The sequence below is a fragment of the Winogradskyella sediminis genome, from assembly GCF_003387355.1.
GTDB lineage: Bacteria > Bacteroidota > Bacteroidia > Flavobacteriales > Flavobacteriaceae > Winogradskyella > Winogradskyella sediminis.
Map to the genome: position 1 here is coordinate 967,511 of NZ_QUNH01000002.1, position 23,794 is coordinate 991,304.

At 33.4% G+C, this 23,794-nt stretch carries 17 protein-coding genes; 9 read left to right on the forward strand and 8 right to left on the reverse strand.

Annotation, left to right across the window (positions count from 1 at the left end; all coding sequences use genetic code 11):
• Window positions 1-102 precede the first annotated feature (102 nt).
• Complete coding sequence (locus C8N41_RS11665) at window positions 103-2,691, forward strand: zinc-dependent metalloprotease (protein WP_115839375.1); 2,589 nt, start codon at window positions 103-105, stop codon at window positions 2,689-2,691.
• Window positions 2,692-2,775: 84 nt separating this feature from the next.
• On the opposite strand, the gene C8N41_RS11670 is transcribed toward C8N41_RS11665, so the two are convergent.
• The 4 genes from C8N41_RS11670 to prfB all read right to left on the reverse strand — a co-directional run bounded on the left by C8N41_RS11670 (window position 2,776) and on the right by prfB (window position 7,472).
• Window positions 2,776-5,307 carry a TonB-dependent receptor domain-containing protein gene (locus C8N41_RS11670; RefSeq protein WP_115839376.1) on the reverse strand — a complete coding sequence of 844 codons (2,532 nt, stop codon included), beginning with the start codon at window positions 5,305-5,307 and terminating at the stop codon, window positions 2,776-2,778.
• Between the two features lie 124 nt (window positions 5,308-5,431).
• Window positions 5,432-5,902, reverse strand: a complete 471-nt coding sequence (locus C8N41_RS11675; protein ID WP_115839377.1) for a hypothetical protein — start codon at window positions 5,900-5,902, stop codon at window positions 5,432-5,434.
• A 10-nt stretch (window positions 5,903-5,912) separates the two neighbouring features.
• Window positions 5,913-6,254 carry an arsenate reductase (glutaredoxin) gene (gene arsC / locus C8N41_RS11680; RefSeq protein ID WP_115839378.1) on the reverse strand — a complete coding sequence of 114 codons (342 nt, stop codon included), beginning with the start codon at window positions 6,252-6,254 and terminating at the stop codon, window positions 5,913-5,915.
• Window positions 6,255-6,367: 113 nt separating this feature from the next.
• A protein-coding gene (gene prfB / locus C8N41_RS11685; RefSeq protein WP_115839379.1) for a peptide chain release factor 2 occupies window positions 6,368-7,472 on the reverse strand; the annotation gives its coding sequence in 2 pieces (ribosomal slippage) (window positions 6,368-7,408 and window positions 7,410-7,472; 1,104 coding nt in all).
• 140 nt (window positions 7,473-7,612) lie between these two features.
• On the opposite strand from prfB, the gene C8N41_RS11690 reads away from it, so the two are divergent.
• Window positions 7,613-8,632: a threonine aldolase family protein gene (locus C8N41_RS11690; protein WP_115839545.1), complete on the forward strand. Its 1,020-nt coding sequence runs from the start codon at window positions 7,613-7,615 to the stop codon at window positions 8,630-8,632.
• Between the two features lie 440 nt (window positions 8,633-9,072).
• Here C8N41_RS11690 and C8N41_RS11695 read toward each other — a convergent pair whose 3' ends face one another.
• The gene (locus tag C8N41_RS11695) at window positions 9,073-9,396 is read right to left on the reverse strand and encodes a YbaB/EbfC family nucleoid-associated protein (RefSeq protein WP_092447333.1); all 324 of its coding nucleotides are present in this window, start codon (window positions 9,394-9,396) and stop codon (window positions 9,073-9,075) included.
• A 74-nt stretch (window positions 9,397-9,470) separates the two neighbouring features.
• Between C8N41_RS11695 and C8N41_RS11700 the strand changes: the two genes are divergently transcribed.
• The 3 genes from C8N41_RS11700 (at window position 9,471) to C8N41_RS11710 (ending at window position 14,423) form a co-directional block, all read left to right on the forward strand.
• Window positions 9,471-11,534, forward strand: a complete 2,064-nt coding sequence (locus C8N41_RS11700) for a S9 family peptidase (RefSeq protein WP_092447334.1) — start codon at window positions 9,471-9,473, stop codon at window positions 11,532-11,534.
• A gap of 71 nt (window positions 11,535-11,605) precedes the next feature.
• Complete coding sequence (locus C8N41_RS11705; protein WP_092447335.1) at window positions 11,606-12,643, forward strand: PLP-dependent cysteine synthase family protein; 1,038 nt, start codon at window positions 11,606-11,608, stop codon at window positions 12,641-12,643.
• A gap of 520 nt (window positions 12,644-13,163) precedes the next feature.
• Window positions 13,164-14,423 carry an aminotransferase class I/II-fold pyridoxal phosphate-dependent enzyme gene (locus C8N41_RS11710; RefSeq protein ID WP_092447336.1) on the forward strand — a complete coding sequence of 420 codons (1,260 nt, stop codon included), beginning with the start codon at window positions 13,164-13,166 and terminating at the stop codon, window positions 14,421-14,423.
• Between the two features lie 80 nt (window positions 14,424-14,503).
• Here the strand turns inward: C8N41_RS11710 and C8N41_RS11715 are convergent, their stop codons facing one another.
• Window positions 14,504-15,622 (reverse strand): GNAT family N-acetyltransferase, encoded by a 1,119-nt coding sequence (locus C8N41_RS11715; RefSeq protein WP_092447337.1) that lies wholly within the window; start codon window positions 15,620-15,622, stop codon window positions 14,504-14,506.
• 20 nt (window positions 15,623-15,642) lie between these two features.
• Window positions 15,643-16,605, reverse strand: coding sequence for a transporter (locus C8N41_RS11720; protein ID WP_115839380.1), 963 nt, complete (start codon window positions 16,603-16,605; stop codon window positions 15,643-15,645).
• Window positions 16,606-16,756: 151 nt separating this feature from the next.
• On the opposite strand from C8N41_RS11720, the gene C8N41_RS11725 reads away from it, so the two are divergent.
• From C8N41_RS11725 to C8N41_RS11740, 4 genes are all read left to right on the forward strand, one after another.
• Complete coding sequence (locus tag C8N41_RS11725) at window positions 16,757-17,029, forward strand: DUF4834 family protein (protein WP_092447339.1); 273 nt, start codon at window positions 16,757-16,759, stop codon at window positions 17,027-17,029.
• A gap of 105 nt (window positions 17,030-17,134) precedes the next feature.
• A complete protein-coding gene (locus C8N41_RS11730) occupies window positions 17,135-19,567 on the forward strand; it encodes a YfhO family protein (RefSeq protein WP_115839381.1) in 2,433 nt (810 codons plus the stop codon).
• A 77-nt stretch (window positions 19,568-19,644) separates the two neighbouring features.
• On the forward strand, window positions 19,645-20,940 hold the full coding sequence (locus C8N41_RS11735) for a glycosyltransferase (protein ID WP_170137120.1): 1,296 nt from the start codon (window positions 19,645-19,647) through the stop codon (window positions 20,938-20,940).
• A gap of 27 nt (window positions 20,941-20,967) precedes the next feature.
• Window positions 20,968-22,425, forward strand: a complete 1,458-nt coding sequence (locus C8N41_RS11740; protein WP_115839383.1) for an oligosaccharide flippase family protein — start codon at window positions 20,968-20,970, stop codon at window positions 22,423-22,425.
• 82 nt (window positions 22,426-22,507) lie between these two features.
• Here the strand turns inward: C8N41_RS11740 and C8N41_RS11745 are convergent, their stop codons facing one another.
• Complete coding sequence (locus C8N41_RS11745) at window positions 22,508-23,716, reverse strand: hypothetical protein (protein ID WP_115839384.1); 1,209 nt, start codon at window positions 23,714-23,716, stop codon at window positions 22,508-22,510.
• Window positions 23,717-23,794: the final 78 nt, after the last annotated feature.

A 23,794-nucleotide genomic window follows, 5' to 3' on the forward strand; every position in this document is an offset into this window, starting at 1 on the left:
TTTAAATAGCTGATTTATAGTGTTTTATGTAATTATAAGTGTTTGCTAGATAATGCTTATCTTGTATCTCTTCAAACATAAACGAACTAATAAGTTATCATTATGAACATCAAAAAACGATCTGTCGTAAGGTTTTTCTCAGTAGCATTATTATTGAGTGCCTTTCTTGCTCCTCAAAATGTAGAAGCTCAGCGGAAAAAGAAAAACAAAAAAAGTAAAACGGAGACAGCTGCTCCGTCTTCCAAAAAAGAAAAATCAATAAAAGACCTTACAAAATCGAGTAAGAAAATTGAAGGTCTCTTTACAATGTATAGAGATACCATTACAGGATCCTTGCAAATGCTTATTAGCGAAAATCATTTAGGAAAGGATTTTATTCATTTTAATCAAATTTCTAACGGAGTTGTAGATGCTGGTCGTTTTAGAGGTGCTTATGGTGGTTCTAAAATATTTAAGGTTAAAAAGTATTATAATAAGATAGAGTTTGTTTCTCAAAATACCTCTTTTTATTTCGATCCTAATAGTGCCATTTCTAAATCTCAAGAAGCTAATACCAGTGAAGGTATCATGGCCACAGTAAAAATTGAAGCGCAGGACGAGAAAGCAGGTTTATATCTAATTAAGGCAGATGGATTATTTTTAAAAGAAACATTTTCTCAGGTTAAACCTCCACGTTTTCCTGGAGCTAGTCCTATGGCTTTTAGCCTTGGTAACTTAGATAAGACTAAAACAAAAATTAACACCATAAAAAATTATGAAGATAATACCAATCTTGAAGTTGAATATGTCTATTCAAAACCTTCGGTTTTAAATGGAGGGTCACAAGCTTTGGCAGATGGTAGAAATGTAAGTATAAAGGTCTTTCACAGTTTAATTGCCATGCCTGATAATGACTACAAACCACGCTTTGATGATCCTAGAGTGGGCTATTTTACCACGCAGGTTAACGACCAAACCGCAACAAATTCAGTACCGTTTAAAGATTTAGTTCATCGTTGGAATCTTGTTAAAAAAGATCCTGAAGCAGCAATTTCTGAACCAGTGAAGCCCATAACATGGTGGATGGAAAATTCAACACCTGTTGAGTGGAGAGAAACTATTAAACAAGGGGTTTTAGAATGGAATAAAGCATTTGAAAAAGCTGGATTTAAAAATGCCATGGTGGTAAAAATGCAACCAGACGATGCGGACTGGGATGCTGGAGATATAAATTATAATGTATTACGATGGACGTCTTCTCCCAATCCACCTTTTGGAGGTTATGGGCCAAGTTTTGTAAATCCAAAAACTGGAGAAATTATTGGTGCAGACATCATGTTAGAATATATACATTTTACCAATAGAGTATTTTACGATCAGTTATTTGATTTGGCCAAAGCAGACGTAGAATTTAATGCTTCAGAATATCTACAAAAAAATACAGTGCTATGTTCTTTTGGCCATGTAATGCATGAAAATACCTTGTTCGGTCAAGCCGTAGTAGAAGCTGCTGGTGGATCTGATTTGGAAATGGCTCGCATGAAAAAGGAAGCAATGCTAGCTTTAATAATGCACGAAGTAGGACATACATTGGGCTTAAATCATAATATGAAAGCGAGTCAATTATTTTCACCAGAACAGCTCGCAGATAAAGCATTTATCGAAGGTAAATGTCTAACGGGTTCAGTAATGGATTATGCTGGTATTAACTTAACTAACGATAGAACGAAACAAGGTCAGTATTACGATACATCAGTTGGGCCTTATGATGTTTGGGCTATTCAGTTTGGATATACGCCGTTTACAACTGAAGGTGAAAAAGTAGCCTTATTAAATAGATCTACTGAACCAGAATTGATATTTGGTAATGACGCTGATGATATGAGAGTTCCCGGAAAAGCCATTGACCCAAGAGTTATGGTAGGCGATTTATCTAATGATCAAATCGGGTACTCAATTGATAGAATTAAGTTAGTGGATAGCATGATGAACGATGTTAAAACTAAATTTTCTAAAACCGGACAATCGTACCAAGAACTAAGGCGTGCTTATTATTTGTTAAGTAGGCAACGTGCTACTGCAGTAAACATTATTTCTAGATTTATAGGTGGTGTTTATGTGGATAGAGCTATGATTGGTCAAAAAGGTGGAACGCAGCCTTTTACTCCAGTAAGCTTACAAGAACAAAAGCGTGCAATGAAAGCTTTAACGTCTTATGCATTTGCTCCAACGGCTTTTAGTGCACCAAGTGATTTATATAATGATTTGGCGATGCAACGGCGTGGGTTTGGTTTTATGAGAGGTCCAGAAGACCCTAAAATTCACCAACAGGTTTTAACTTATCAGAAAAATGTACTAAATCATATTTTGCATTATAATACGTTACAGAGAATTACAGATAGTGAACTTTATGGTAACGCCTACAACTTGTCCCGATTTATGACTGATTTAAATACAGCCATTTTTAAAGCTGATATTTATGGGAATGTGAATTCATTCAGACAAAATTTACAAATAGCATATACAAATAGGCTTATTGCTATGTTAACTGGAAAGCAAAATAGCCGTTACTCTAATAATGCAAAATCAATGGCACTTTATAATTTAAAGCAAATAAGAACTATGGCTGCACCTAGTGGAAATGTTTCGAGTAAAGCACATAAAGAGCACTTAAGAATATTAATTGATAATGCTCTTAAAGAAATAAAGTAATAACATCAGATTTTATTCTATTGCATAAAAAAAAGCACAATTTACATTTAGTAGATTGTGCTTTTTTTTATTTAAACGAAGCTCTTAACCTTCAAATTCCATATCATCTCCGCCACCACCATTAGCATTTCGCTGCTGATTATCTCGTTTATTTAAACTTTGGTTAAAGCGATAAATAAGCGATATGTTGACTTGGCGTTGTCTCCATTGGTTTTCGCTATAGCGTTCAAAAAACTCTGTAGTCGTTGTAGATTGACGCTTTCTAGAGTTTAACAAATCACGTACACTTAATGAAACCGTAAGATTGTTTTCTAGCAACTCTTTACTAAAGGCTAAGTCAATAGACAAAATACCATCGGTATCTGATTGAGCATCTTGTTGTGCTCCGCGGTATCTTGCGTTTGTTTGCCAATCTATTTGTCCAGGTAAAGTAACCTTAGAACTAAAGCGAGCAAACCAACTAGTGTTTTTAGTGCTATAATCTACACCATTAAATTCACCATCCGTTTCAAATTGAAATACATTCACGCTAGAATTTAAACGTAACCATTTTGCAGGGTTATATAATACTCCTAATTCTGCACCAGTACGTTTGTTAGAAGATAGGTTAATTGGTATTGTTCTAATGATATCAATCCCGTCAGTAGTTTGTTGACCTGTATTTTCCTCAACACGCTCAAACGAATCTGTTTCGTGTTGGTAATACACTGAAGTTGTTAAAGTGAAATCGTCCCAACGTTTTAAATAACCTAAATCAAACGCACTTGAAAAAGCAGGTTCTATATTAGGGTTTCCTTGAAATACATTTGTTCTACTAGATCGGCTAGGGAAAGGGTTAATAAACCAGCCTCTTGGTCTATTGATACGTCTATTATAGCCTAAAGTAATACTTTCTTCACTATCAGATTCATCGCCACTTAGATTATAAATTAAATTAACGGTTGGAAATAAGCCTAAATAATTATTGTCAAAATCGGTTTCAATTGGAAATCCAAATGCTTCAACTAGCTCTTCATCTGTTAAACGCGAATCGATCTTTCCTTTTAATTGTGTGTGCTCTAAGCGTAGTCCTAATAAGAATGAAAATTTACCAAGTTTAGTACCATATTGCGTATAGATGGCATTTACATTTTCATCATAATCAAATTTGTTAGTAAGCGTATCATTAACTTCTAAAAATCCGGTTAACGTATCCTCTTGTATCAATCTGTAATCTGTTACTTCGTTTTCAAGATTACTTCTGAATCCGGCTTCAAATCTAGAATTTTCTCCTAATGGTAACACGTAATCGGCCTGAAATAAGTATTCTTTATTATCCTCGTCGGTGAATTCTTGTTCAATTTGAAAATCCGTTGGGTTATTAGTATTTATAAATATATAATCTTCATTTAAATTGGTAAATCCTTCTTGTGTATCATCTTCAAACTGAAAATCTACAGTTAATTTATGGTCGCTATCGTCACCAAAACGTTTTTCGTAATTTAAGGCAATTTGGTAGCTATTGTCATCTTGTGTTTCTTTTTCGCGTCTCAAAGTTTCTTCTACAATAACACCGTCAATAAATCGCTCACTGTTATTTAAAGATAAATCCGCATCGCTACCCAATCTATAAAATATACTTCCGGTAATAGAAGACGATTCACTTAAAAAGTACTCCATTCCGAGATTTGCATTATAATTTCGGTTAAGTCGCTCTACTTCTTGAGTTTCGCGAATACGTCTATAATCTGGCTCTACAATTGTTCCGTCTTCTTCACGATCAAAATAGGTGACATCATTAAAACTGTTTCTTGGCGCATCAAAATATCTCCAACCAAAGTTAGAAAATAGGTTGAATTTTTCAGTACGGTAATTAAGGTTGGCAGAGAGGCCTATGTTATCTGGGTGTCCTGCTGTAAGACTAACAGAACCATTAAAACCTAAGGTTTCTTTTTGACGAAGTATAATATTTAAAATTCCGGCAGTTCCTTCAGCATCATATCTTGCAGAAGGAGAGGTGATCACTTCAACACGCTCAATGGCTTCTGCAGGTAATTGACTTAAGATATTGCTATCTCCAAAACCAGCCATTGCGGATGGTTTTCCATTTATTAATATACGAACATTCTCATTACCTCTAAGACTTATGGCGCCTTCAACATCTACAGCGACAGAAGGAACATTATTTAGTGCATCACTAACAGTACCACCAGCTGTGGTTAAATCTTTGCCAATATTGTATACTTTTTTATCTAATTTAATTTCTACAGTAGTTTGCTCGGCAACAACCATTACCTCGTCTAAAGTATCGACGTCTAAGGCTAAACTAATAGTACCTAAATTGGTGTCTTTTGTGATGTTCTGAGCAGGAAAAGTTTTGGTTTTGTATGAAATATACTCTACGCTTATAACGTAAGTTCCTTCCGGAACTTCCACTTTAAACTTACCTTTGGCATCTGTAATACCACCTGTAACAATATTGTTGTCAGTATTTGATTTAACAACCACAGTTGCATATTCTAAAGGAATATTAGTGTCTTGTTCAATAACAGTTCCTTCAATTTTTACATCTTTTTGAGCAAAAGAAAAGGTGAGAGAAAATATTAAAAATAATGTGGTAAAAGTGTGTAGTTTCATTGCAATGAGTTAGTATTTGGTACATTGATTAAATGCAAAAATACACTTCATTGTTTTAGATTTGGTTAATCTTCTGTTAAAGATAAATCAGATGACAGCTTAACAATGGTTGTAAGAGATTTCTTTAATCGTCATTGTTTTTACGCTTCTTCTTTTTACGCTTTTTTTTCTTATCCTTAACCACCTCTTTTTCATTAAAATCACCTTTAATAAGTTCTTTAATTTTTTCCATGTCAGATTTAGAAATCAGTTCTTGCAATTCTAAAAAATGGGTGTCTTCTAAATTTTTTACAGCTTCTTCACGATCTAAACGATGTTCGAACTTGGTATTTAAAAGCGCTATTTTTTCCTCGAGAAAACTGTTTAAATTAATTTTAATGATTTGCTTTTGAAACTCATCAGCTTCTAATGTGGTTAAGAAATTGGCAATGTATTGTTCTTTGCGTTCTTCTGCTTCGCGCTCGTACTTTGCAATTTCTTGTTTAGTAGGTTCTCTGTTGCTTTGTGGTATATTGTTGAGGCTACTTCCTCGACGTTGCGCGTGCACGTTTAAACCTAACAGAATAGCAAAAATAAATAAAACTACTTTTTTCATAATAGTAAAGTTAAATAATGTCTTTAATAGCTTCTGGTGGTCTGCCTATAACTGCTTTATCTTCATTAATAACGATAGGACGTTCTATGAGCTTTGGATGGTTAACCATAGCTGCAATAATCTCGTTATCGGTAAGCGATTTTCCTTTATATTCAGATTTCCAAATGGCTTCGTTTTTTCGGATTAAATCTATAGGCTTTATTCCTAATTTTATAATAATATCCTGTAACTCTACAGAGGTTAAATTGTTTTCAAGATATTTTATGGTTTCAAAAGATTTACCAGATGCTTCTAATATGGCAAGACCTTGTCTCGATTTTGAACAACGTGGATTGTGGTATATTTTAATCATAATATTTCTCGAGAAAGCGAGAGGCTTTTATTTGTTGTTAAACGTTATGATGTTTGAAATCTAATATAGTGAAAAATCATGGTTTTAATTGTATTTTAAATTGATTATCACCATTATAATGCCGAATCTTCTTTTTGGCCCATCATCATTAAATAGGCTTTTAAAAAGGGTTCAATATCACCATCCATTACAGCATCTACATTTCCGGTTTCGTGTGATGAACGGACATCTTTAACTAATTTATAGGGATGCATAACGTAATTTCTAATCTGACTTCCCCATTCAATTTTCATTTTTCCAGCTTCAATATCATCACGTTGAGCCATTTGTTTTTGCAATTCAATTTCATACAATTGAGACTTCAACATTTGCATCGCTCTTGTTCTATTATCGTGTTGCGAACGCGTTTCTGAACATTGAATTTGAATACCAGATGGTTTATGCAAAAGTTGCACTTTGGTTTCCACTTTATTTACATTTTGTCCGCCAGCTCCACTAGATCTCGCTGTTGTAATTTCAATATCAGCTGGATTAATATCTATTTCAATAGTGTCATCAACAAGCGGATAAACATATACCGAGGCAAAACTGGTATGACGTTTAGCGTTACTGTCAAATGGTGAAATTCGAACCAAACGATGCACTCCATTTTCTCCTTTAAGCCATCCAAAAGCATAAGCTCCTTCAATTTCTAAAGTCACGGTTTTTATACCAGCAACATCACCTTCTTGCATGTTGAGTTCTCTAACTTTAAAGCCGCTTTTTTCTGCGTACATTAAATACATACGCATTAGCATATTAGCCCAATCGCAAGATTCTGTTCCACCTGCTCCAGCAGTGATCTGAAGTACAGCACTGAGACTGTCTCCTTCTTCTGACAGCATATTTTTAAACTCTAATTTTTCAATGGCATCGGTTGCAGTTTTAAAACGCGCTTCCACATTTTCCATAGGCGCTTCGTCTTCTTTGTAGAATTCATAGATGACTTCTAAATCTTCAAATAGCGATTTGGCATTGTTAAAGTCATTAACCCAACTCTTTTTCTCTCTAATGGATTTCATAACCGTTTCGGCCGCTTTAGAGTCGTTCCAGAAATTTGGATCAAATGTTTGTTCTTCTTCGTTAGCGATTTCTATAAGTTTAGCATCTAAGTCAAAGATATTGTCTAAGTACGTCTAGACGGGAATTAAGATCTTTTATTTGATCTGATGTAATCATAGTTTAAGATAGTTTTATACAAATATAAGGCGCGTGAATAAAGTGCCATAATTTTGAATCGGTTTTTTGGAATTTCCGTAGTTTTATGGATTGTAAAAAGCATTAATTTAATTATTTTCAACCTTACAGAAAAAATTAATATGATTATAGATTTAAGAAGTGATACAGTTACTAAAGCCTCTAAAGGTATGCTAGATGCTATGTTTTCGGCTGAAGTTGGAGATGATGTTTTTAGAGAAGATCCTACGGTTAATAAGCTTGAAGAACGATTAGCAACTTTATTCGGAAAGGAAAAGGCGCTATTCTTTCCTTCAGGCAGTATGGCGAATCAAATAGCTATCAAATTGCATACGCAACCTGGAGAGCAGGTAATTTGTGATAAATACGCTCATATTTATAATTATGAAGTCGGTGGCGTGGCATTTCATAGCGGAGCTTCTTGTAAATTAATCGATGGTCAACGTGGTATGTTTACAGCAGAGCAAGTGGAAGAAGCCATTAATCCTTCCGAATATTATTATAGTCAAACCCGTTTGGTTGAGGTTGAAAACACGACTAATAAAGGTGGAGGTGCTTGCTGGGATTTTCAAGAATTTGAAAAAATTAAAACCGTTTGTAAAAGGCATAATTTAGGCTTTCATATCGATGGTGCAAGAGTGTGGAATGCTATGGTTGCTAAAAATGAAATGCCAGTGCAATATGGACATACTTTCGATACCATTTCGGTCTGTTTAAGTAAAGGTTTAGGTTGTCCTGTAGGGTCTGTTTTAATCGGTGATGCAGACATTATGAAGCGGTCCTTAAGCTTAAGAAAACTCTTTGGAGGTAATATGAGGCAAATAGGATATTTAGCTGCAGCAGGTTTGTATGCCTTAGATCATAATATTGAAAGATTGGCTGATGACCATAAAAAAGCTAAAGAAATAGGAGTAGAGTTGTCTACATTGTCTATGATTAAAAAAGTGGAACCTATTGAAACCAATATTGTTATTTTTGAGTTAAATGAAGATGTCGATGAAGCAAAATTTTTAAATAAATTAAAAGAAAATAATATTTTTATAATTGGTATGGGAAGTCGTAAGCTTAGAATGGTTACTCATCTAGATTATACAGATGCTATGCACAATACCTTATTAGAAGTTTTACGTAAGCTTAAATAAAAGTGATGGTTTATAAAAACAGAACCTATTTTGCTGCCATACAGCTATTGTCATACTCTTGTTATATGGTAGTTCTCGTTTAGTTGAATATTTTTATTGAAGTATTTTTTGGTTTTACACCACTGTTCTTTTGACTTTAGTCTGTATAATATTGAATATCAAAGCCTTGCCTAAAAGGATAGACCTTTTAGACAAAGCATCAAATTTTAAAGTTTTAAACTATAGGATAGCTATTTATAATTTTAGCAATATCATTATTATACTGCTATCTATTTTTAAAATTTACGACTATTTTTTTACCAGTAATAGTTCAATGTCTCACCTATCTTTTATGTATTGGGTACTATTTTTAATGATGTGTATAAGTACTTTAATCGTAAAAGTGACAAGAGTGAGAAATGCTTCGATTTAAAATAATCGAGCATTATAATTGGTAAGAACTATTTAAACATATCCATGCCAGGAATGTTTGGCATCCCTTCCTTAGCTACAGCAGCAACTTCAGTTTCGTGCACATTTGTTGCTTTTTCAATCGCTTTATTTAAAGTTAAGATTAAATAATCTTCTAACATATCCTTATCTTCTAGTAGCTCGTCATCAATGGCAATAGATTTAATAGTTCTATTGGCTGTGATTGTTACTTTTAGCTTATCGTCATTACTCGCTTCGTCAATTAAAACGGTGTGTAGGCGTTGTTTTGTCTCTTCAACTTTTTTTTGAGCATCCTTTAATTTGCTCATCATTCCCATCATATCTCCAAACATAATCTAGTGTTTTAAAATTTTACGATGCAAAATTACTAAATTGCGCCTCTTTTTAGAATAAATATTCATAACAAATGATAAAAAAATCTGATATAAATCCTCCTGTAGCTAAGAAAATTCCTCATCAACTCGAAAAGCACGGAGATGTTCGCATTGATAATTATTTTTGGATGAAGGATAGAGAGCATCCCGAAGTTATCGATTACCTGAATGCCGAAAACGATTATTGTGATTCTCAGATGGCACATACTAAGGGGTTTCAGGCAGATTTGTTTGAAGAAATGAAAGCCAGAATTAAAGAGGATGATTCTTCTGTACCTTATAAATACAATGGGTATTGGTATATTACTAAATATGAAAAGGGAAAAGATTATCCTATTTATACTAGAAAAAAGGAGAGCTTAGATAATCCTGAAGAGTTATTATTTGACTGCAATAAAATGGCGGAAGGGGAAAGCTATTTTAAATTGGCAGGCATTAGTATTAGTCCAGATAATAAACTGGTATCTTATGGAATTGATACCACAGGAAGACGAAATTACACTATATATATAAAAGATTTAAAAACGCATCAGGTTGCTGAAGATAGAATAGAGAGTACAACAGGCTCATCAAGTTGGGCTAATGACAATGCCACTTTATTTTACACTAAAAAAGATGAGGTTACTTTAAGGGCATTTCAAATTTATAAACACCGTTTAGGAGATCAATCTGAAGATGAACTTGTGTTTCAAGAAGGCGATGATACCTTTGGTGCTGCCGTTTACAAGTCAAAATCTAGAAAATATATTATTATCGCATGCTACAGCACATTAACCAATGAGTACCATGTTTTGGATGCCGATAATCCTGAAGGAAAATTCAAGGTTTTTCAGCCACGAATTAGAGGTCTAGAATATAGTATTTCGCATTACGATAATCATTTTTATATTCTAACGAATAAAGATAAGGCGACGAATTTTAAATTGATGAAAACGCCAGAATCTGATACAGCAATTGAACATTGGACAGAAGTCATAGAACATAGAGATGATGTTTTAATTGAAGGTATTGATATTTTTAAAGATTACTTAGTTATCAGTGAACGTAGAAATGGTTTAAATGAAATAAGAATAAAACGCTGGGACGGAACCGATGATTATTATTTGCCTTTTGATAACGAAACCTATACATGCTATACTAGTATTAATGTAGACTTTGAAACCGAAATTTTAAGATATGGCTACAATTCCTTAACAACACCAACTTCGGTTATAGATTTTAATATGCGAACTAAAACTAAAGTTGTTTTAAAAGAACAAGAAGTATTAGATCCAACATTTAATAAAGACAATTATATATCCGAACGTATTTGGGCCACTGCAGACGATGGAACAAAGATTCCGATGTCGTTGGTATATAAAAAAGGCCTTAAAAAGGATGGTAATAATCCGCTATTGCAGTACGCTTATGGCAGTTATGGTTCTACAATAGATCCTTATTTTTCAACAGTAAGGCTAAGTCTTTTAAATCGTGGATTTATCTATGTCATTACACATGTTAGAGGTGGTGAGTATTTAGGGCGTCATTGGTACGAAGGAGGTAAATTATTAAATAAAAAGAATACATTTTCAGATTTTATAGCGTGTTCTGTTCATTTAATCAAGGAGCGCTATACGTCATCTTCACATTTATATGCTATGGGAGGTAGTGCCGGAGGTTTGTTAATGGGAGCTATTGTTAATTCTGCACCAGAATTATATAATGGTGTTATTGCCGCTGTGCCTTTTGTAGACGTTATTACTACGATGCTAGATGATTCTATACCTTTAACTACAGGTGAATATGACGAATGGGGAAATCCTAACGATAAACTCTATTATGATTATATAAAATCGTATTCACCTTACGATAATGTAGAAGCAAAGGAGTATCCTAATATGTTGATTACAACTGGGCTTCATGATTCTCAGGTACAATATTGGGAGCCAGCAAAATGGGTTTCCAAACTTAGAGAACTAAAAACAGACTCAAATAAATTATATTTAAAAACTAATATGGATGCAGGACATGGTGGTGCATCTGGCCGTTTTGAAAGCCTAAAAGAAGACGCAGAAGAGTTTGCGTTCTTACTCGATTTAGAAGGAATTACAGAATAGTTTGAAAAAAAATGTTACCTTTGCGAGGTTTTAGGTGTCTAATAAATAACGACTGCTGAAAAATTTCATTTATGAAAAACAACAAAAATGTATTTGATAATGTGTTACAACTTATAGGTAACACTCCTCTAATCAAATTAAATAGAATGACTGCCAACTTTGATGGCGATTTTTATGCTAAAGTAGAAGCTTTTAATCCAGGTCATTCGTCAAAAGACAGAATTGCATTACATATTATTGAAGAAGCAGAGCGTCAAGGTATTTTATCACCTGGAGATACAATTATAGAAACGACATCTGGTAATACAGGTTTTAGTATTGCTATGGTAAGTATTATAAAAGGCTATGAATGTATTTTGGCTGTGAGTTCTAAATCTTCTGCAGATAAAATAGATATGTTAAAATCTATGGGTGCAAAGGTTTATGTTTGTCCTGCGCATGTTAAAGCAGATGATCCACGTTCTTATTACGAAGTAGCAAAACGTTTACACGAAGAGAATAAAGGATCTATCTACATCAATCAGTATTTTAATCAATTAAATATTGATGCGCATTACAACTCTACTGGTCCAGAAATTTGGGAACAGACAGAAGGTGAGATCACACACTTAATTGCTTGTAGTGGAACCGGAGGAACTATCTCTGGAATCTCTAAGTACTTAAAAGAGCAAAACCCAAATGTAAAAGTTATTGGTGTAGATGCTTATGGTTCTGTATTACAAAAATATCATGAAACGCGTGAGTTTGATGACAAAGAGATTTACCCTTATAGAATTGAAGGTTTAGGAAAGAATTTAATTCCTACGGCCACAGATTTTGATGCTATAGATAAGTTTGTAAAAGTTACAGATGAAGAAAGCGCTCATACGGCAAGAGAAATTTCAAATACTGAAGGTCTATTTGTTGGGTACACAAGTGGAGCAGCAATGCAAGCTATAAAACAATTACAAGAAGAAGGAGAATTTAAAGCTTCGGATAAAATTGTAGTGATATTCCCTGATCATGGATCACGTTATATGAGTAAAGTTTATAATGATAAATGGATGGAAGATCAAGGGTTTTTTGACAGTTCGCGTCTTGTGCAATCGAGTATAGAATACGTTAAATAAAGTATTTATAGATTATAAAAACACCTATCACAGGCAACTGTGATAGGTGTTTTTTTGTTTTAATTTATCTAAGCGAGAATTTTTTAAATCTTTGAAGGAGCACTTTTAGTATGGAAATATGCCGAGAATTTAACTAAATATTCTATATGATTTAATAGTATTTTTTATAGTAAATATTTGACTTCAATGACTTGTTATCTAGTTAATTAGTTTGGTTTTGTTGTAGCGAAATAAACATTTAGAATGCTGTAGTTTTACTTGTTCTCTATACCGTTTGCATAAATATTAAATTATTAAAATAAGGTATACATATCATCCCACAATTTGAAATACGAATGTGTAATCATTTAGCCACATTTTATTGTTCAAAACTTAGTTAATACTTAATTAAATAAATTATGCAATCATAATATTATTAATTAATTTTGCGAGCACTAACAAGATTAAATTAACTTAATGATTATTGATTGATTATGCATGTTTTTTTGTGTAAACAATTTGATAACTGTAAAATTAGAGCATGAAGGATTTATTTGCAAAGATTTATAAAGATAAAGGACCACTAGGAAAATGGGCATCTCAAGCCGAAGGATATTTTGTTTTTCCTAAGCTTGAAGGTGAAATCTCTAATAGAATGACGTTTCAAGGTAAAGATGTTATTACGTGGAGTATCAATGACTATTTGGGTTTAGCAAATCATCCAGAAGTGAGGAAGGTAGATGGTGAAGCTGGTGTTAAATATGGTTCGGCTTACCCAATGGGAGCCAGAATGATGTCTGGTCACACCGATTTACATGAACAATTACAAAACGAATTAGCTGCTTTTGTTAATAAAGAGGCAGCATATTTATTAAACTTTGGTTATCAAGGTATGGTTTCTACTATCGATGCCTTGGTTGCAAAAGATGATATTATAGTATACGATGTAGATGCTCACGCTTGTATTATTGATGGTGTTCGTTTGCATATGGGAAAACGTTTTACTTACAAACACAACGATATTGAAAGCCTAGAGAAAAACCTTGAACGCGCTACTAAAATGGCAGAGCAAACAGGTGGTGGAATCTTAGTGATTTCGGAAGGTGTTTTTGGAATGCGTGGTGAACAAGGTCGATTAAAAGAGATTGTTGAACTAAAGAAAAAATTCAACTTTAGATTTTTTGTAGATGATGCTCATGGCTTCGGTACACTTGGTGCTACTGGCGCAGGAACAGGTGAGGAGCAAGGTGTACAAGATGAAATAGACGTTTATTTTGCTACTTTTGCAAAATCAATGGCAAGTACTGGTGCATTTATTGCAGCTGATCAAGAAATTATTGACTACTTAAAATACAACTTACGTTCTCAAATGTTCGCAAAGTCCTTACAAATGCAACTCGTTGTCGGAGCTTTAAAACGTTTGGATATGTTACGCACAATGCCAGAACTTAAAAAGAATCTTTGGACGATTGTTAATGCGTTACAATCAGGTTTAAAAGATCGTGGTTTTGATATAGGAACGACACAAAGCTGTGTGACTCCAGTTTATTTAAAAGGAAGTATTCCTGAAGCTATGGCTTTGGTTAGAGATTTACGTGAGAATCATGGAATATTTTGTTCTATAGTGGTATACCCAGTTATACCTAAAGGATTAATCTTATTAAGAATGATTCCTACAGCAACACATACCCTAGAAGATGTTAAAGAAACTTTAGACGCTTTTGATGCGATTAGAGAGCGCTTAGTAAACGGTACATATAAAAGAATGTCAGCAGCATTAATAGCTGCAATGGGTGAATAATTCACTTAGAGTTATCCCTAAAAAAAAACGGTCATCACTTTTAAGTGATGACCGTTTTTTACTCCCGTAATTTTTTACTGTTACAGATCTTTTCGTAATGTTTTGCGACGTGCGTAAACTTTAGGGTCAAAGTGTTTCCATATTTGCTTTATAGCCACATTGTCTTCAAGCTCTGGTGTTCGGTAACAAGTTTCGATTCCTTTTTGTCTAAAGGTTTCATAGTATTCATTGAAAATTACAGCATGTACACCTTTATTTTGATAATCTGGATGAATTCCTATTAAATAAAATATAACGTCTTTACTGTATTTTTTAGCTTTTAAAATATGCGAAAACCCAAACGGAAATAACTTACCGTTCGCTTTTTGTAATGCACCTGCAAACCTTGGCATTACAACAGCAAATCCGACTAATTTATCGTGTTCATCTACCACAAATTTAATGTATTCAGGGTTGACAAAGCTGATAAACTTCTTTTTAAAATATGCCTTTTGAATATCGGTTATTTCTACAAAGGAAGATAAAGACGAGTAGCTCTCATTAAATAAATCGAACATACGATCGGCATAAGGCATTACCTCTTGTGTTTTTGTAAGGTTGAGTGCTCTAATTTTATAACGTCGTTTAATAAGGTCTTGCGCTTTTTTAAAGAATTCAGGTTTTACATTGCTAAACGGAAATTTATTTTCTGAATACGATTTTTCAATGGTATAGCCGTGCGCCATATAATGGTCAATATAATATGGATGGTTATACCATGTAATCATTGTGCCTAATTGATCAAAACCTTCGGTCATGACTCCAACCTTATCTAAATTAGAAAATCCTACGGGTCCTTCTGCATAACTTAATTGTTGTGCTCTTCCAATATTTTCAACGACTTCTAATAAAGCCTTACTTACCTCTAAATCATCAATAAAATCAAACCATCCAAACCGCATTTTTTTTATGCCTTGTTTGTCTACTTCTAACCAATTTATAATAGCTGCAATTCTACCCACAATGTCTTCACCTTTATAAGCGAGAAAAAACCGTGCTTCAGCATCTTTAAAGATGGGGTTTTTATCTTTATTAAAGGTTTCTAACTCTTGTCTTATAATAGGTGGTACCCAATATTTAGAATCTTTATATATTGAAAAAGGGAATCGAACAAATGCTTTTAAGTCCTTTTTTGATGTGGCTTCTTTAATTGTTATCATGTAGTTAGGAAAGCTATTTATTAAGAATCGAAATCGTCGGTTTTCTTTTCTTTCTTCTTCTTTTTCTTCTTCTTAAAATTACCATCATTACCGTTACCATTGTCGATTTCTTTATCCTTATGAAAGTCTAAACGATATGAAGCTCCGAAAGCAATATTAAAGACTGTTGGTGTGTCTTTAGTATTAAATGCAATATTGGCATCTAACTGAAAATCTTTAGTCCAGAGATAAGCTCCTCCAAATCTAAAAATATTATCGGCATAAAAATCACTTTTTATACCTTGTGCTTCTCCAAAAACGACCCACTGTGGAGTAAACGAGTGGGTTAATGTAAATATATACTGAAAATCGGACTGGTCTGTACCAATTCTGTCTTTTATTAAGTTCATTACAAAAACCCAACCGTTGTTAAAATTGTTTTGGGTTGCTATCATAATTTTAGGACTAAACCCTTCAATGTCCGCTGCAGTATAAGGATTGTTTTCAGTATCAAAATTTGCACCTGCATAAACGGCTACTGCAGGTATTAAAGATTTCCAGCTAAATTTAGTGTTGGCGTGATAGCTGTATAAATTAGGTTGGGCATCTTCTGCATTTTTATATGGATCGTAAACTAAATATTTAGCACCTAACGTAAAGTTTTTAAAATTAGAACGCTTATCTTCTATAGGAATCGTTGCGTTGTTATACGTAATATTGTCGTTTTGATAGACTCCATCTAACGAGAATTCTAACTGCTCAAAAAGGACACCGTATCTTAATCCAAAATCGAGACCAAACCCTGAGACGTCATAATTGGCAAGGGCATGTTCTTCTTTAACAGTAAAGGCACCAGCTTCAAACTGTACAATCCCTGTTCCTACTGAAAAAGCACTTTTAGAGACACCAGGTCTGTTAGAATTAATCACTTCGGTGTATTGTGCAAATGCAGAATTAAAAGAAATTGTGAGTAATATTATAAAGCTTGATTTGAGTTTTCTCATTTTATTTATGATTTAAAACCGTTTTGTCTATCGTAGATTCGAGTCAAATATATAGATTTTATAGTTTTTTTAAGGAATAATAACGTATTATAAATGGTGATAATTGTATTTTTGAATAATATTAAATTTTATCATTTAAGAAGTTTAGTCCATGGGATTATTAAAAACGATATTAATTATACTTTTAGTGTACTACGGCTTTAAGGTATTGTCTCGCCTTTTTGCTCCGCTATTGGTACGTTTTGTGGCAAAGAAAGCAGAAGAAAAATTTGGTGGTCAATTTGGTGGATTCCAAAATTCTAGCCAACAAAGACAGCAACAGAAGCAGAAAGAAGGAGAAACAGTAATTGATAAAATGCCGAGCCAAAATAAAGGTTCTAACCCTAAAGTGGGTGAATACATTGATTACGAAGAAATAGATTAAATTCTACTTGTATTCTTACTGATTTTAAATCAGTATAAGGGGAACTTTTATAAAGTTTCAAAAAAAATAACTACTTTTCAGAATCACTCAACTTAAAGCATTCTCATGTCATTTTCTATAAAACGTTTACTACCGCATGTCTTAATTTTAATCGGATTTGTAGTAGTTTCTTTAGTTTATTTTAGTCCTGTTTTAGAGGGTAAAAAAATCAACCAAAGTGATATTATGCATTACATTGGTATGGCCCAACAGCAAAAAGAGTTTGCTGAAGCTACTGGAGAAGAAACGTACTGGACAAATAGTGCTTTTGGTGGCATGCCAACGTATCAATTAGGGGCAAAATATCCGCACAATTATATAAAAAAACTCGATTTAACCTTACGCTTTCTGCCAAGACCGGCAGATTACCTCTTTCTTTATTTTATAGGGTTTTATATACTACTCTTATCTTTAAAAGTTGATTTTAAACTTGCCGCTTTAGGAGCAATAGCTTTTGGTTTTTCAACATACCTTATCATTATATTAGGTGTAGGACATAATTCTAAAGCACACGCTATTGCGTATATGCCTTTAGTATTAGCAGGTATTATACTTACATTTAGAAAGAAATATATACTTGGATTTATAGTAACAGCAATAGCTTTAGGTTTAGAGCTGGTTGCTAATCATTTCCAAATGACCTATTACCTTTTATTACTGGTGTTAGTTCTTGGATTGGCTTATTTGATAGATGCCTATAGAAAAAAAATATTACCTCACTTTTTTAAATCGGTTGGATTATTATCTATTGCTGCTTTGTTAGCTGTAGGCCTTAATGCTACAGGTATCATGGCAACACAAGAGTATGTTAAGGAAAGTGCACGTGGCCAAAGCGATTTAACCATTATTGCAGATGGATCACCAAAAGAGGTCACAACAGGTTTAGATAAAGATTACATAACAGAATACAGTTACGGCATTTTAGAAACCTTTAATCTTTATATCCCAAAGTTTATGGGTGGTGGCAACTACGAAGATGTTGGCAAAGATTCTGAGACTTATGAAGCTTATATTAAATTAGGAGCTTCTCCAATAGAAGCTTTAGATGCGGCGAGAAATGCACCAATGTATTGGGGAGATCAACCAATCGTTGAAGCTCCAGCTTATATTGGAGCTGTTGTAATTTTCCTATTCGTATTAGGGTTGTTTTTAGTAAAAGGCCGTTTAAAATGGTGGCTTGTAGGAGGTACTGTTTTATCACTGTTATTATCTTATGGGAAAAATCTAGGATTTCTTACCGATTTCTTTATCGATTATATACCGTTTTATAATAAGTTTAGAGCTGTCAGTTCAATACAGGTGATTTTAGAATTATGTATCCCGGTTTTAGGCATGTTTGCATTATCGCGTTTGTTTAATGATTTTGAAAAAGAGGAGGATAAATTAAAAGCATTATTATTTTCGGCAGGAATCACAGCTGGTTTGGCAGTTATATTTTTACTGTTTAAATCAGCGTTATTTGATTTTGAAGGCATAAGAGATGATCAATATATTAGTGCTTATGGACAAGCTTTTATGGATGCTGTTATTGAAGACCGAAAATCATTAATGACATCAGATACAATTAGAACCTTAATTTTAGTTTTACTTTCTGCAGGTACAATTTATTTATTCTTAAAGAAGAAATTATCAGAGAATTTAGTTGTGGTTGTTTTTGCGGTGTTAATTCTTTTTGATTTGGTGACGGTTGACAAACAATATGTAAATAACGATAATTTTATATCCGCTGTTAAAGTCGATAAACCTTATCAACCAAATCAAGCTGATAAAGAAATTTTAAAAGATAAAGGGCATTTTAGGGTTATGGATATGTCTTCTGAAGGGCAGCGTAAACCTGCAAAAGCAGCCTATTATCATAACTCTTTATTGGGTTATAGTGCTGCAAAACTAGGACGTACAGAAGAGTTACTAGAGTTTCATGTATATAAAAACAACATGAATGTACTCAATATGTTAAACACCAAGTATATCATTGCAGAAGACCAAGGCCAAATATTTCCATATACCAATACTGATGCTAATGGCAATGCATGGTTTGTTTCAAAATTAAAAGTCGTCGCAGATGCCAATCAAGAAATTTTAGCATTAGACAGTTTAGATACAAAAACAACGGCTGTTTTAAACCAAACTGTTCAAACGGAATATAAGTTAAAAACGACTTATCAAGTAGATTCAACAGCTTCTATACAGCTAAAAGAATTTAAACCGAATTATCTGAAATACGAATCAAATAACGGTAATACAGGATTGGCTGTATTTTCAGAAATCTATTATGCGCATGGTTGGAAGGCTTACATCGATGGTAAATTAGTGCCACATTTTAGAGTGAATTATGTCTTAAGAGCCTTAGAATTGCCAAAGGGTACGCATACGGTTGAATTTAAGTTTGAACCGCAGGTCGTAGAAACGGGAAGTAAAGTAGCCTTGGCAAGTTCTGTTATCTTAGGACTCTTGTTATTAGCTGGTTTATTTCTTGAGGTGAAAAAACAAAAAGCTTGAATTGTCATTCCTGCAAAATCAGGAACCCATAATTAGTAATTAATAAATAGATTCCTGCTTTTGCAGGAATGACAGACATGAGCAAACAAAAAGCACTCATAATTACCTATTATTGGCCACCAGCAGGAGGTCCAGGTGTGCAACGTTGGTTAAAATTCGTTAAGTACTTACCTGAATTTAATATAGAGCCTGTAGTGTATTGTCCTGAAAACCCAAATTATCCTATTAGGGATGAGAGTCTAATAGCTGAAATTCCTAAAGATATAACCATCTTAAAACAACCAATTATTGAGCCTTATGGCTTAGCCAGTTTGTTTTCAAAGGGAAAATCAAAAAAAATAAGTTCAGGAGTCATTCCTAAAGTCAAAAAGCAGTCGTTTGTAGAAAAAGCGATGCTTTTTATAAGAGGCAATTTCTTTATTCCCGATGCTCGTAAAAATTGGATTAGTCCTTCAGTAGCGTTTCTCACGCAATATATAAATGAGCATCACATCGAAACCATTATTACTACTGGTCCTCCTCACAGTTTACACTTAATAGGATTACAATTAAAAGCCAGTTTAAACCTGAGTTGGTTTGCCGATTTTAGAGATCCTTGGACTACTATTGGTTACCATAAAGATTTAAAATTAACAGCAGCATCAAAAGCCAAACATTTAAAATTAGAACGCGATGTGTTGAATACAGCAGATCATATTATTGTAACTAGTCATCATACTAAAAATGAGTTTCAAACTAAAACGAAACAGCCCATTACTGTGATTACAAACGGATACGACACACACCAAATTAGAGTAGAAGCGAAAGACGAAAAGTTCACTTTATCTCATATTGGGTCGCTACTATCAGAACGAAACCCTTTGGTGTTATGGGAAACTTTGTCTGAATTAGTAGAAGAAAATAAAGCCTTTTCTGAAGCCTTTAGATTACAATTAATAGGCGTAGTAAGTGATGATGTTATAGAATCGATTCATCAAAAAGGATTAAGACATCATGTTGATGTTGTGGGATATGTAAGTCATGAAGAGGCGATAAAATATCAAATGAAATCGCAACTATTACTATTAATTGAAATTGATTCTGAAGTGACCAAAGCTATCATCGCAGGTAAAGTTTTTGAATATTTAACTTCTGAAACACCTATATTAGCCATAGGTCCTAAAGATGCTGATGTGGCTAAAATAATTACATCAACAAATACCGGAACTTACTTTAATTACCACGAAAAATCGAAACTAAAAGCGCAATTACTTAGTTATTTTGAAGCTTATCAAAATAAGACATTAAAAGTGAATGCGGTTGGTTTACAATCTTATAGCCGTAAGGCCTTAACTGAAAAGTTAGCAGGTTTAATAAAATCGCGTAAGAATTAAAATTTTATAGTTGTATTTTGCTTCACTATGGGAATTGTATTAAACCAGTCATTTAAAAATACCGTTACCACATACGTGGGTTTTGGTATTGGAGCCATTAATACACTTTTTCTTTACACCAATTTTTTATCGGATAACTATTATGGTTTGGTCGCATTTTTGCTTTCAGCGGCTAATATTATGATGCCTTTTATGGCCTTTGGAGTTCATAACGCTATTGTTAAATTTTATTCAACATTTAAGTCTAAGCACAGCATTAATAGTTTTTTAACGCTTATGCTGTTTTTACCATTGTTGTTTATAATTCCTGTTGGGTTGGTTGGTTATATAGCTTACGAAGGCCTGGTAGAATGGCTGTCAAATGAAAATCAAATTGTAGAGAATTACGTGTGGCATATATTTATACTCGCTATAGCCATGGCTTATTTTGAAATCTTTTTTTCATGGACTAAAGTGCAAATGCAAACCGTTTTTGGAAATGTAATGAAAGAGATTTTTCATAGAGTTGGTATTATGATACTGCTATTTGCTGTGTACTTAAAATGGTTGTCCGTAGATAGTTTTATTATCGCTTTAGTTGGAGTTTATGTTTTAAGAATGCTCATCATGAAATTGTATGCGTTTTCGATAAGGTTTCCGTCTTTAACATTTCAGAATTTAAAAAATCAATCTTCAATTTTAAAATATGCAGCTTTAATGATTATTGCGGGTTCTGTGGCCATGCTTATTTTAGATATAGATAAGTTTATGATTGGCTTAATGTTGCCCGATATTGAGCAAGTTGCTTATTATAGTGTCGCTATTTTTATAGCTACGGTGATTGCTGTGCCTCAACGCGCCATGCATCAAATTATGTTACCGTTGACCGCTAAATATCTCAACGAAAAAGATTATGCATCTTTGGAGGATTTATATAAACGTAGCTCTTTGACTTTATTAGTAGTGAGTGGATTCATATTTTTATTGATTATTTTAAACATCAATCAACTATATAATTTACTTCCAGAGGAATTTACAGGTGGTCTTTTTACTGTTTTAATAGTAAGTATGGCAAAACTTTATGATAATAGTTTAGGGAACAATAATGCGATATTGTTCAATAGCGATTATTACAGAATGGTACTTCTATTTGGTGTGCTGTTAGCCGTAATGGCAATTGTTTTAAATGCAATTTTTATTCCTGTATTTGGTATTGAAGGTTCTGCATTTGCTACATTTTTAGCAGTTTGTATTTATAATACTATCAAAATAATATTTGTAAAACGTAAGTTTAATATGCTGCCATTTTCTAAGGCGTCACTAAAAATTATCTTGACATTAATAGTGTTATCTATAACATTTTACTTCTGGGATTTTCCGTTTTTACCTATGGTTAATATTGCTATAAAATCTGTAGTTATTGGCTTAATTTATGCGGTGGTAATTTATAAGCTGAATGTTTCAGAAGATATTTCAAATCAAATAAAAAAATACCTTAAACTTTAGGTACTTTTTTTATAAAGAAATTCCCGTAAAGCGCTTTGAGGCATACTATATACGGGAACTTCTAACCAACCAAAAAAACTTTTTATCCTCTTACGCGTCTTGAGATAGATCTTGTTGAACTTTGGTTGCTTGTTCTACTTGAGCTCGATCTTGCTTTAACAGACGACGATTTACTTTTTGTTTGTACAGCACTTCGTTGACTCCTCGTATTGGATGTACTTTTGTTATGTATACGAGAATTTGCTGTGTTCGGTTTTCTTACCGAAGTGCTTCTTGTATTGTTAGACACAGTAGTTTTACTTCTGGTCACATTATTTTTAATTCTATTAGTATTTGCACTACTATTTCTTGCTGTTCGTGTTGAAGTTGTAGTAGGTCCGTTAGAACGCGTGGTAACAGTTCTTGTTGTTACCGTTCTATGAGGCGTAGAAACTCTAGAATTAGAACGTGTAGTGGCAGATCGATTAGAAGGGCGTTGAGTACTTGTTCTAGCCGTTCTATTTATACGAGCTGCTCTCGTGTTCGCAATAGTGGCATTATTTCGTGTTACGCGTGTTCTGATGCTACGTTCAGTTCTATTTCTTGGAGTTTGAGCATAACTTACACTTCTTCGTATCGTAGTTGCTCGTCTTACCGCATGACCATTATTGGCTCTTCTAATATTATAATGTCTTACATTGTTAGTATAAGGTCTGTAATATATATGTCTTACAGGTGCATAAAACTGTCTGTATGGGTTGACATGAACAACACGAAAATCCATATGTGGTACAGCATAAAATCTATGCCATGGTCTGTAAACATAAGATCTGTTGTAAATATTGATGAAACCATCATATCTATAAAACACATTGTTTCTATAATATACATTTAATCCACCAACACGACTTATTCTACCAAAACTGTTGTAATTGATTAAAATGTTTCCAATTTGATTTACACGTCCATAATAATCGTAATAGATTGGAGTATTCTCAATTTGAATTATTGCTCCAAATTCATCATACTGTACATATGGATTGTAATCATAACCAGTATTAAAGCTCAAACTAAAACCAGGAGTATTAATTCCAACGCTTACGTCTGGTCCATAATTAGGTAAGTAAAAATCAAACTGACCATCTGCAAAAACCGAAAATTCTATGCCTGCTTCAGTAAATATGAAAGAATTACCATAACCTCTCACATAGTTATTAATTGAAGCATCTGCTTCCGATGTTGCTGTGTTGGTTGCGAATGCCGTAGTGCTTATAGCGACTAAAGCTGCAAATAAATATAGTATTCGTTTCATAATAATTGGGTTTTAAATTAAACTCAGTTAGTATAAAACAAACAGTGTGCCAAAAATATAAAACATTGATTGTTAGTG

Bases quoted from the DNA above. Each gene is read 5' to 3' on its own strand.
- C8N41_RS11665 (WP_115839375.1), top strand. From the start codon at position 103: ATGAACATCAAAAAACGATCTGTCGTAAGGTTTTTCTCAGTAGCATTA.
- C8N41_RS11670 (WP_115839376.1), bottom strand. From the start codon at position 5,307: ATGAAACTACACACTTTTACCACATTATTTTTAATATTTTCTCTCACC.
- C8N41_RS11675 (WP_115839377.1), bottom strand. From the start codon at position 5,902: ATGAAAAAAGTAGTTTTATTTATTTTTGCTATTCTGTTAGGTTTAAAC.
- arsC (WP_115839378.1), bottom strand. From the start codon at position 6,254: ATGATTAAAATATACCACAATCCACGTTGTTCAAAATCGAGACAAGGT.
- C8N41_RS11690 (WP_115839545.1), top strand. From the start codon at position 7,613: ATGATTATAGATTTAAGAAGTGATACAGTTACTAAAGCCTCTAAAGGT.
- C8N41_RS11695 (WP_092447333.1), bottom strand. From the start codon at position 9,396: ATGTTTGGAGATATGATGGGAATGATGAGCAAATTAAAGGATGCTCAA.
- C8N41_RS11700 (WP_092447334.1), top strand. From the start codon at position 9,471: ATGATAAAAAAATCTGATATAAATCCTCCTGTAGCTAAGAAAATTCCT.
- C8N41_RS11705 (WP_092447335.1), top strand. From the start codon at position 11,606: ATGAAAAACAACAAAAATGTATTTGATAATGTGTTACAACTTATAGGT.
- C8N41_RS11710 (WP_092447336.1), top strand. From the start codon at position 13,164: ATGAAGGATTTATTTGCAAAGATTTATAAAGATAAAGGACCACTAGGA.
- C8N41_RS11715 (WP_092447337.1), bottom strand. From the start codon at position 15,622: ATGATAACAATTAAAGAAGCCACATCAAAAAAGGACTTAAAAGCATTT.
- C8N41_RS11720 (WP_115839380.1), bottom strand. From the start codon at position 16,605: ATGAGAAAACTCAAATCAAGCTTTATAATATTACTCACAATTTCTTTT.
- C8N41_RS11725 (WP_092447339.1), top strand. From the start codon at position 16,757: ATGGGATTATTAAAAACGATATTAATTATACTTTTAGTGTACTACGGC.
- C8N41_RS11730 (WP_115839381.1), top strand. From the start codon at position 17,135: ATGTCATTTTCTATAAAACGTTTACTACCGCATGTCTTAATTTTAATC.
- C8N41_RS11735 (WP_170137120.1), top strand. From the start codon at position 19,645: ATGAGCAAACAAAAAGCACTCATAATTACCTATTATTGGCCACCAGCA.
- C8N41_RS11740 (WP_115839383.1), top strand. From the start codon at position 20,968: ATGGGAATTGTATTAAACCAGTCATTTAAAAATACCGTTACCACATAC.
- C8N41_RS11745 (WP_115839384.1), bottom strand. From the start codon at position 23,716: ATGAAACGAATACTATATTTATTTGCAGCTTTAGTCGCTATAAGCACT.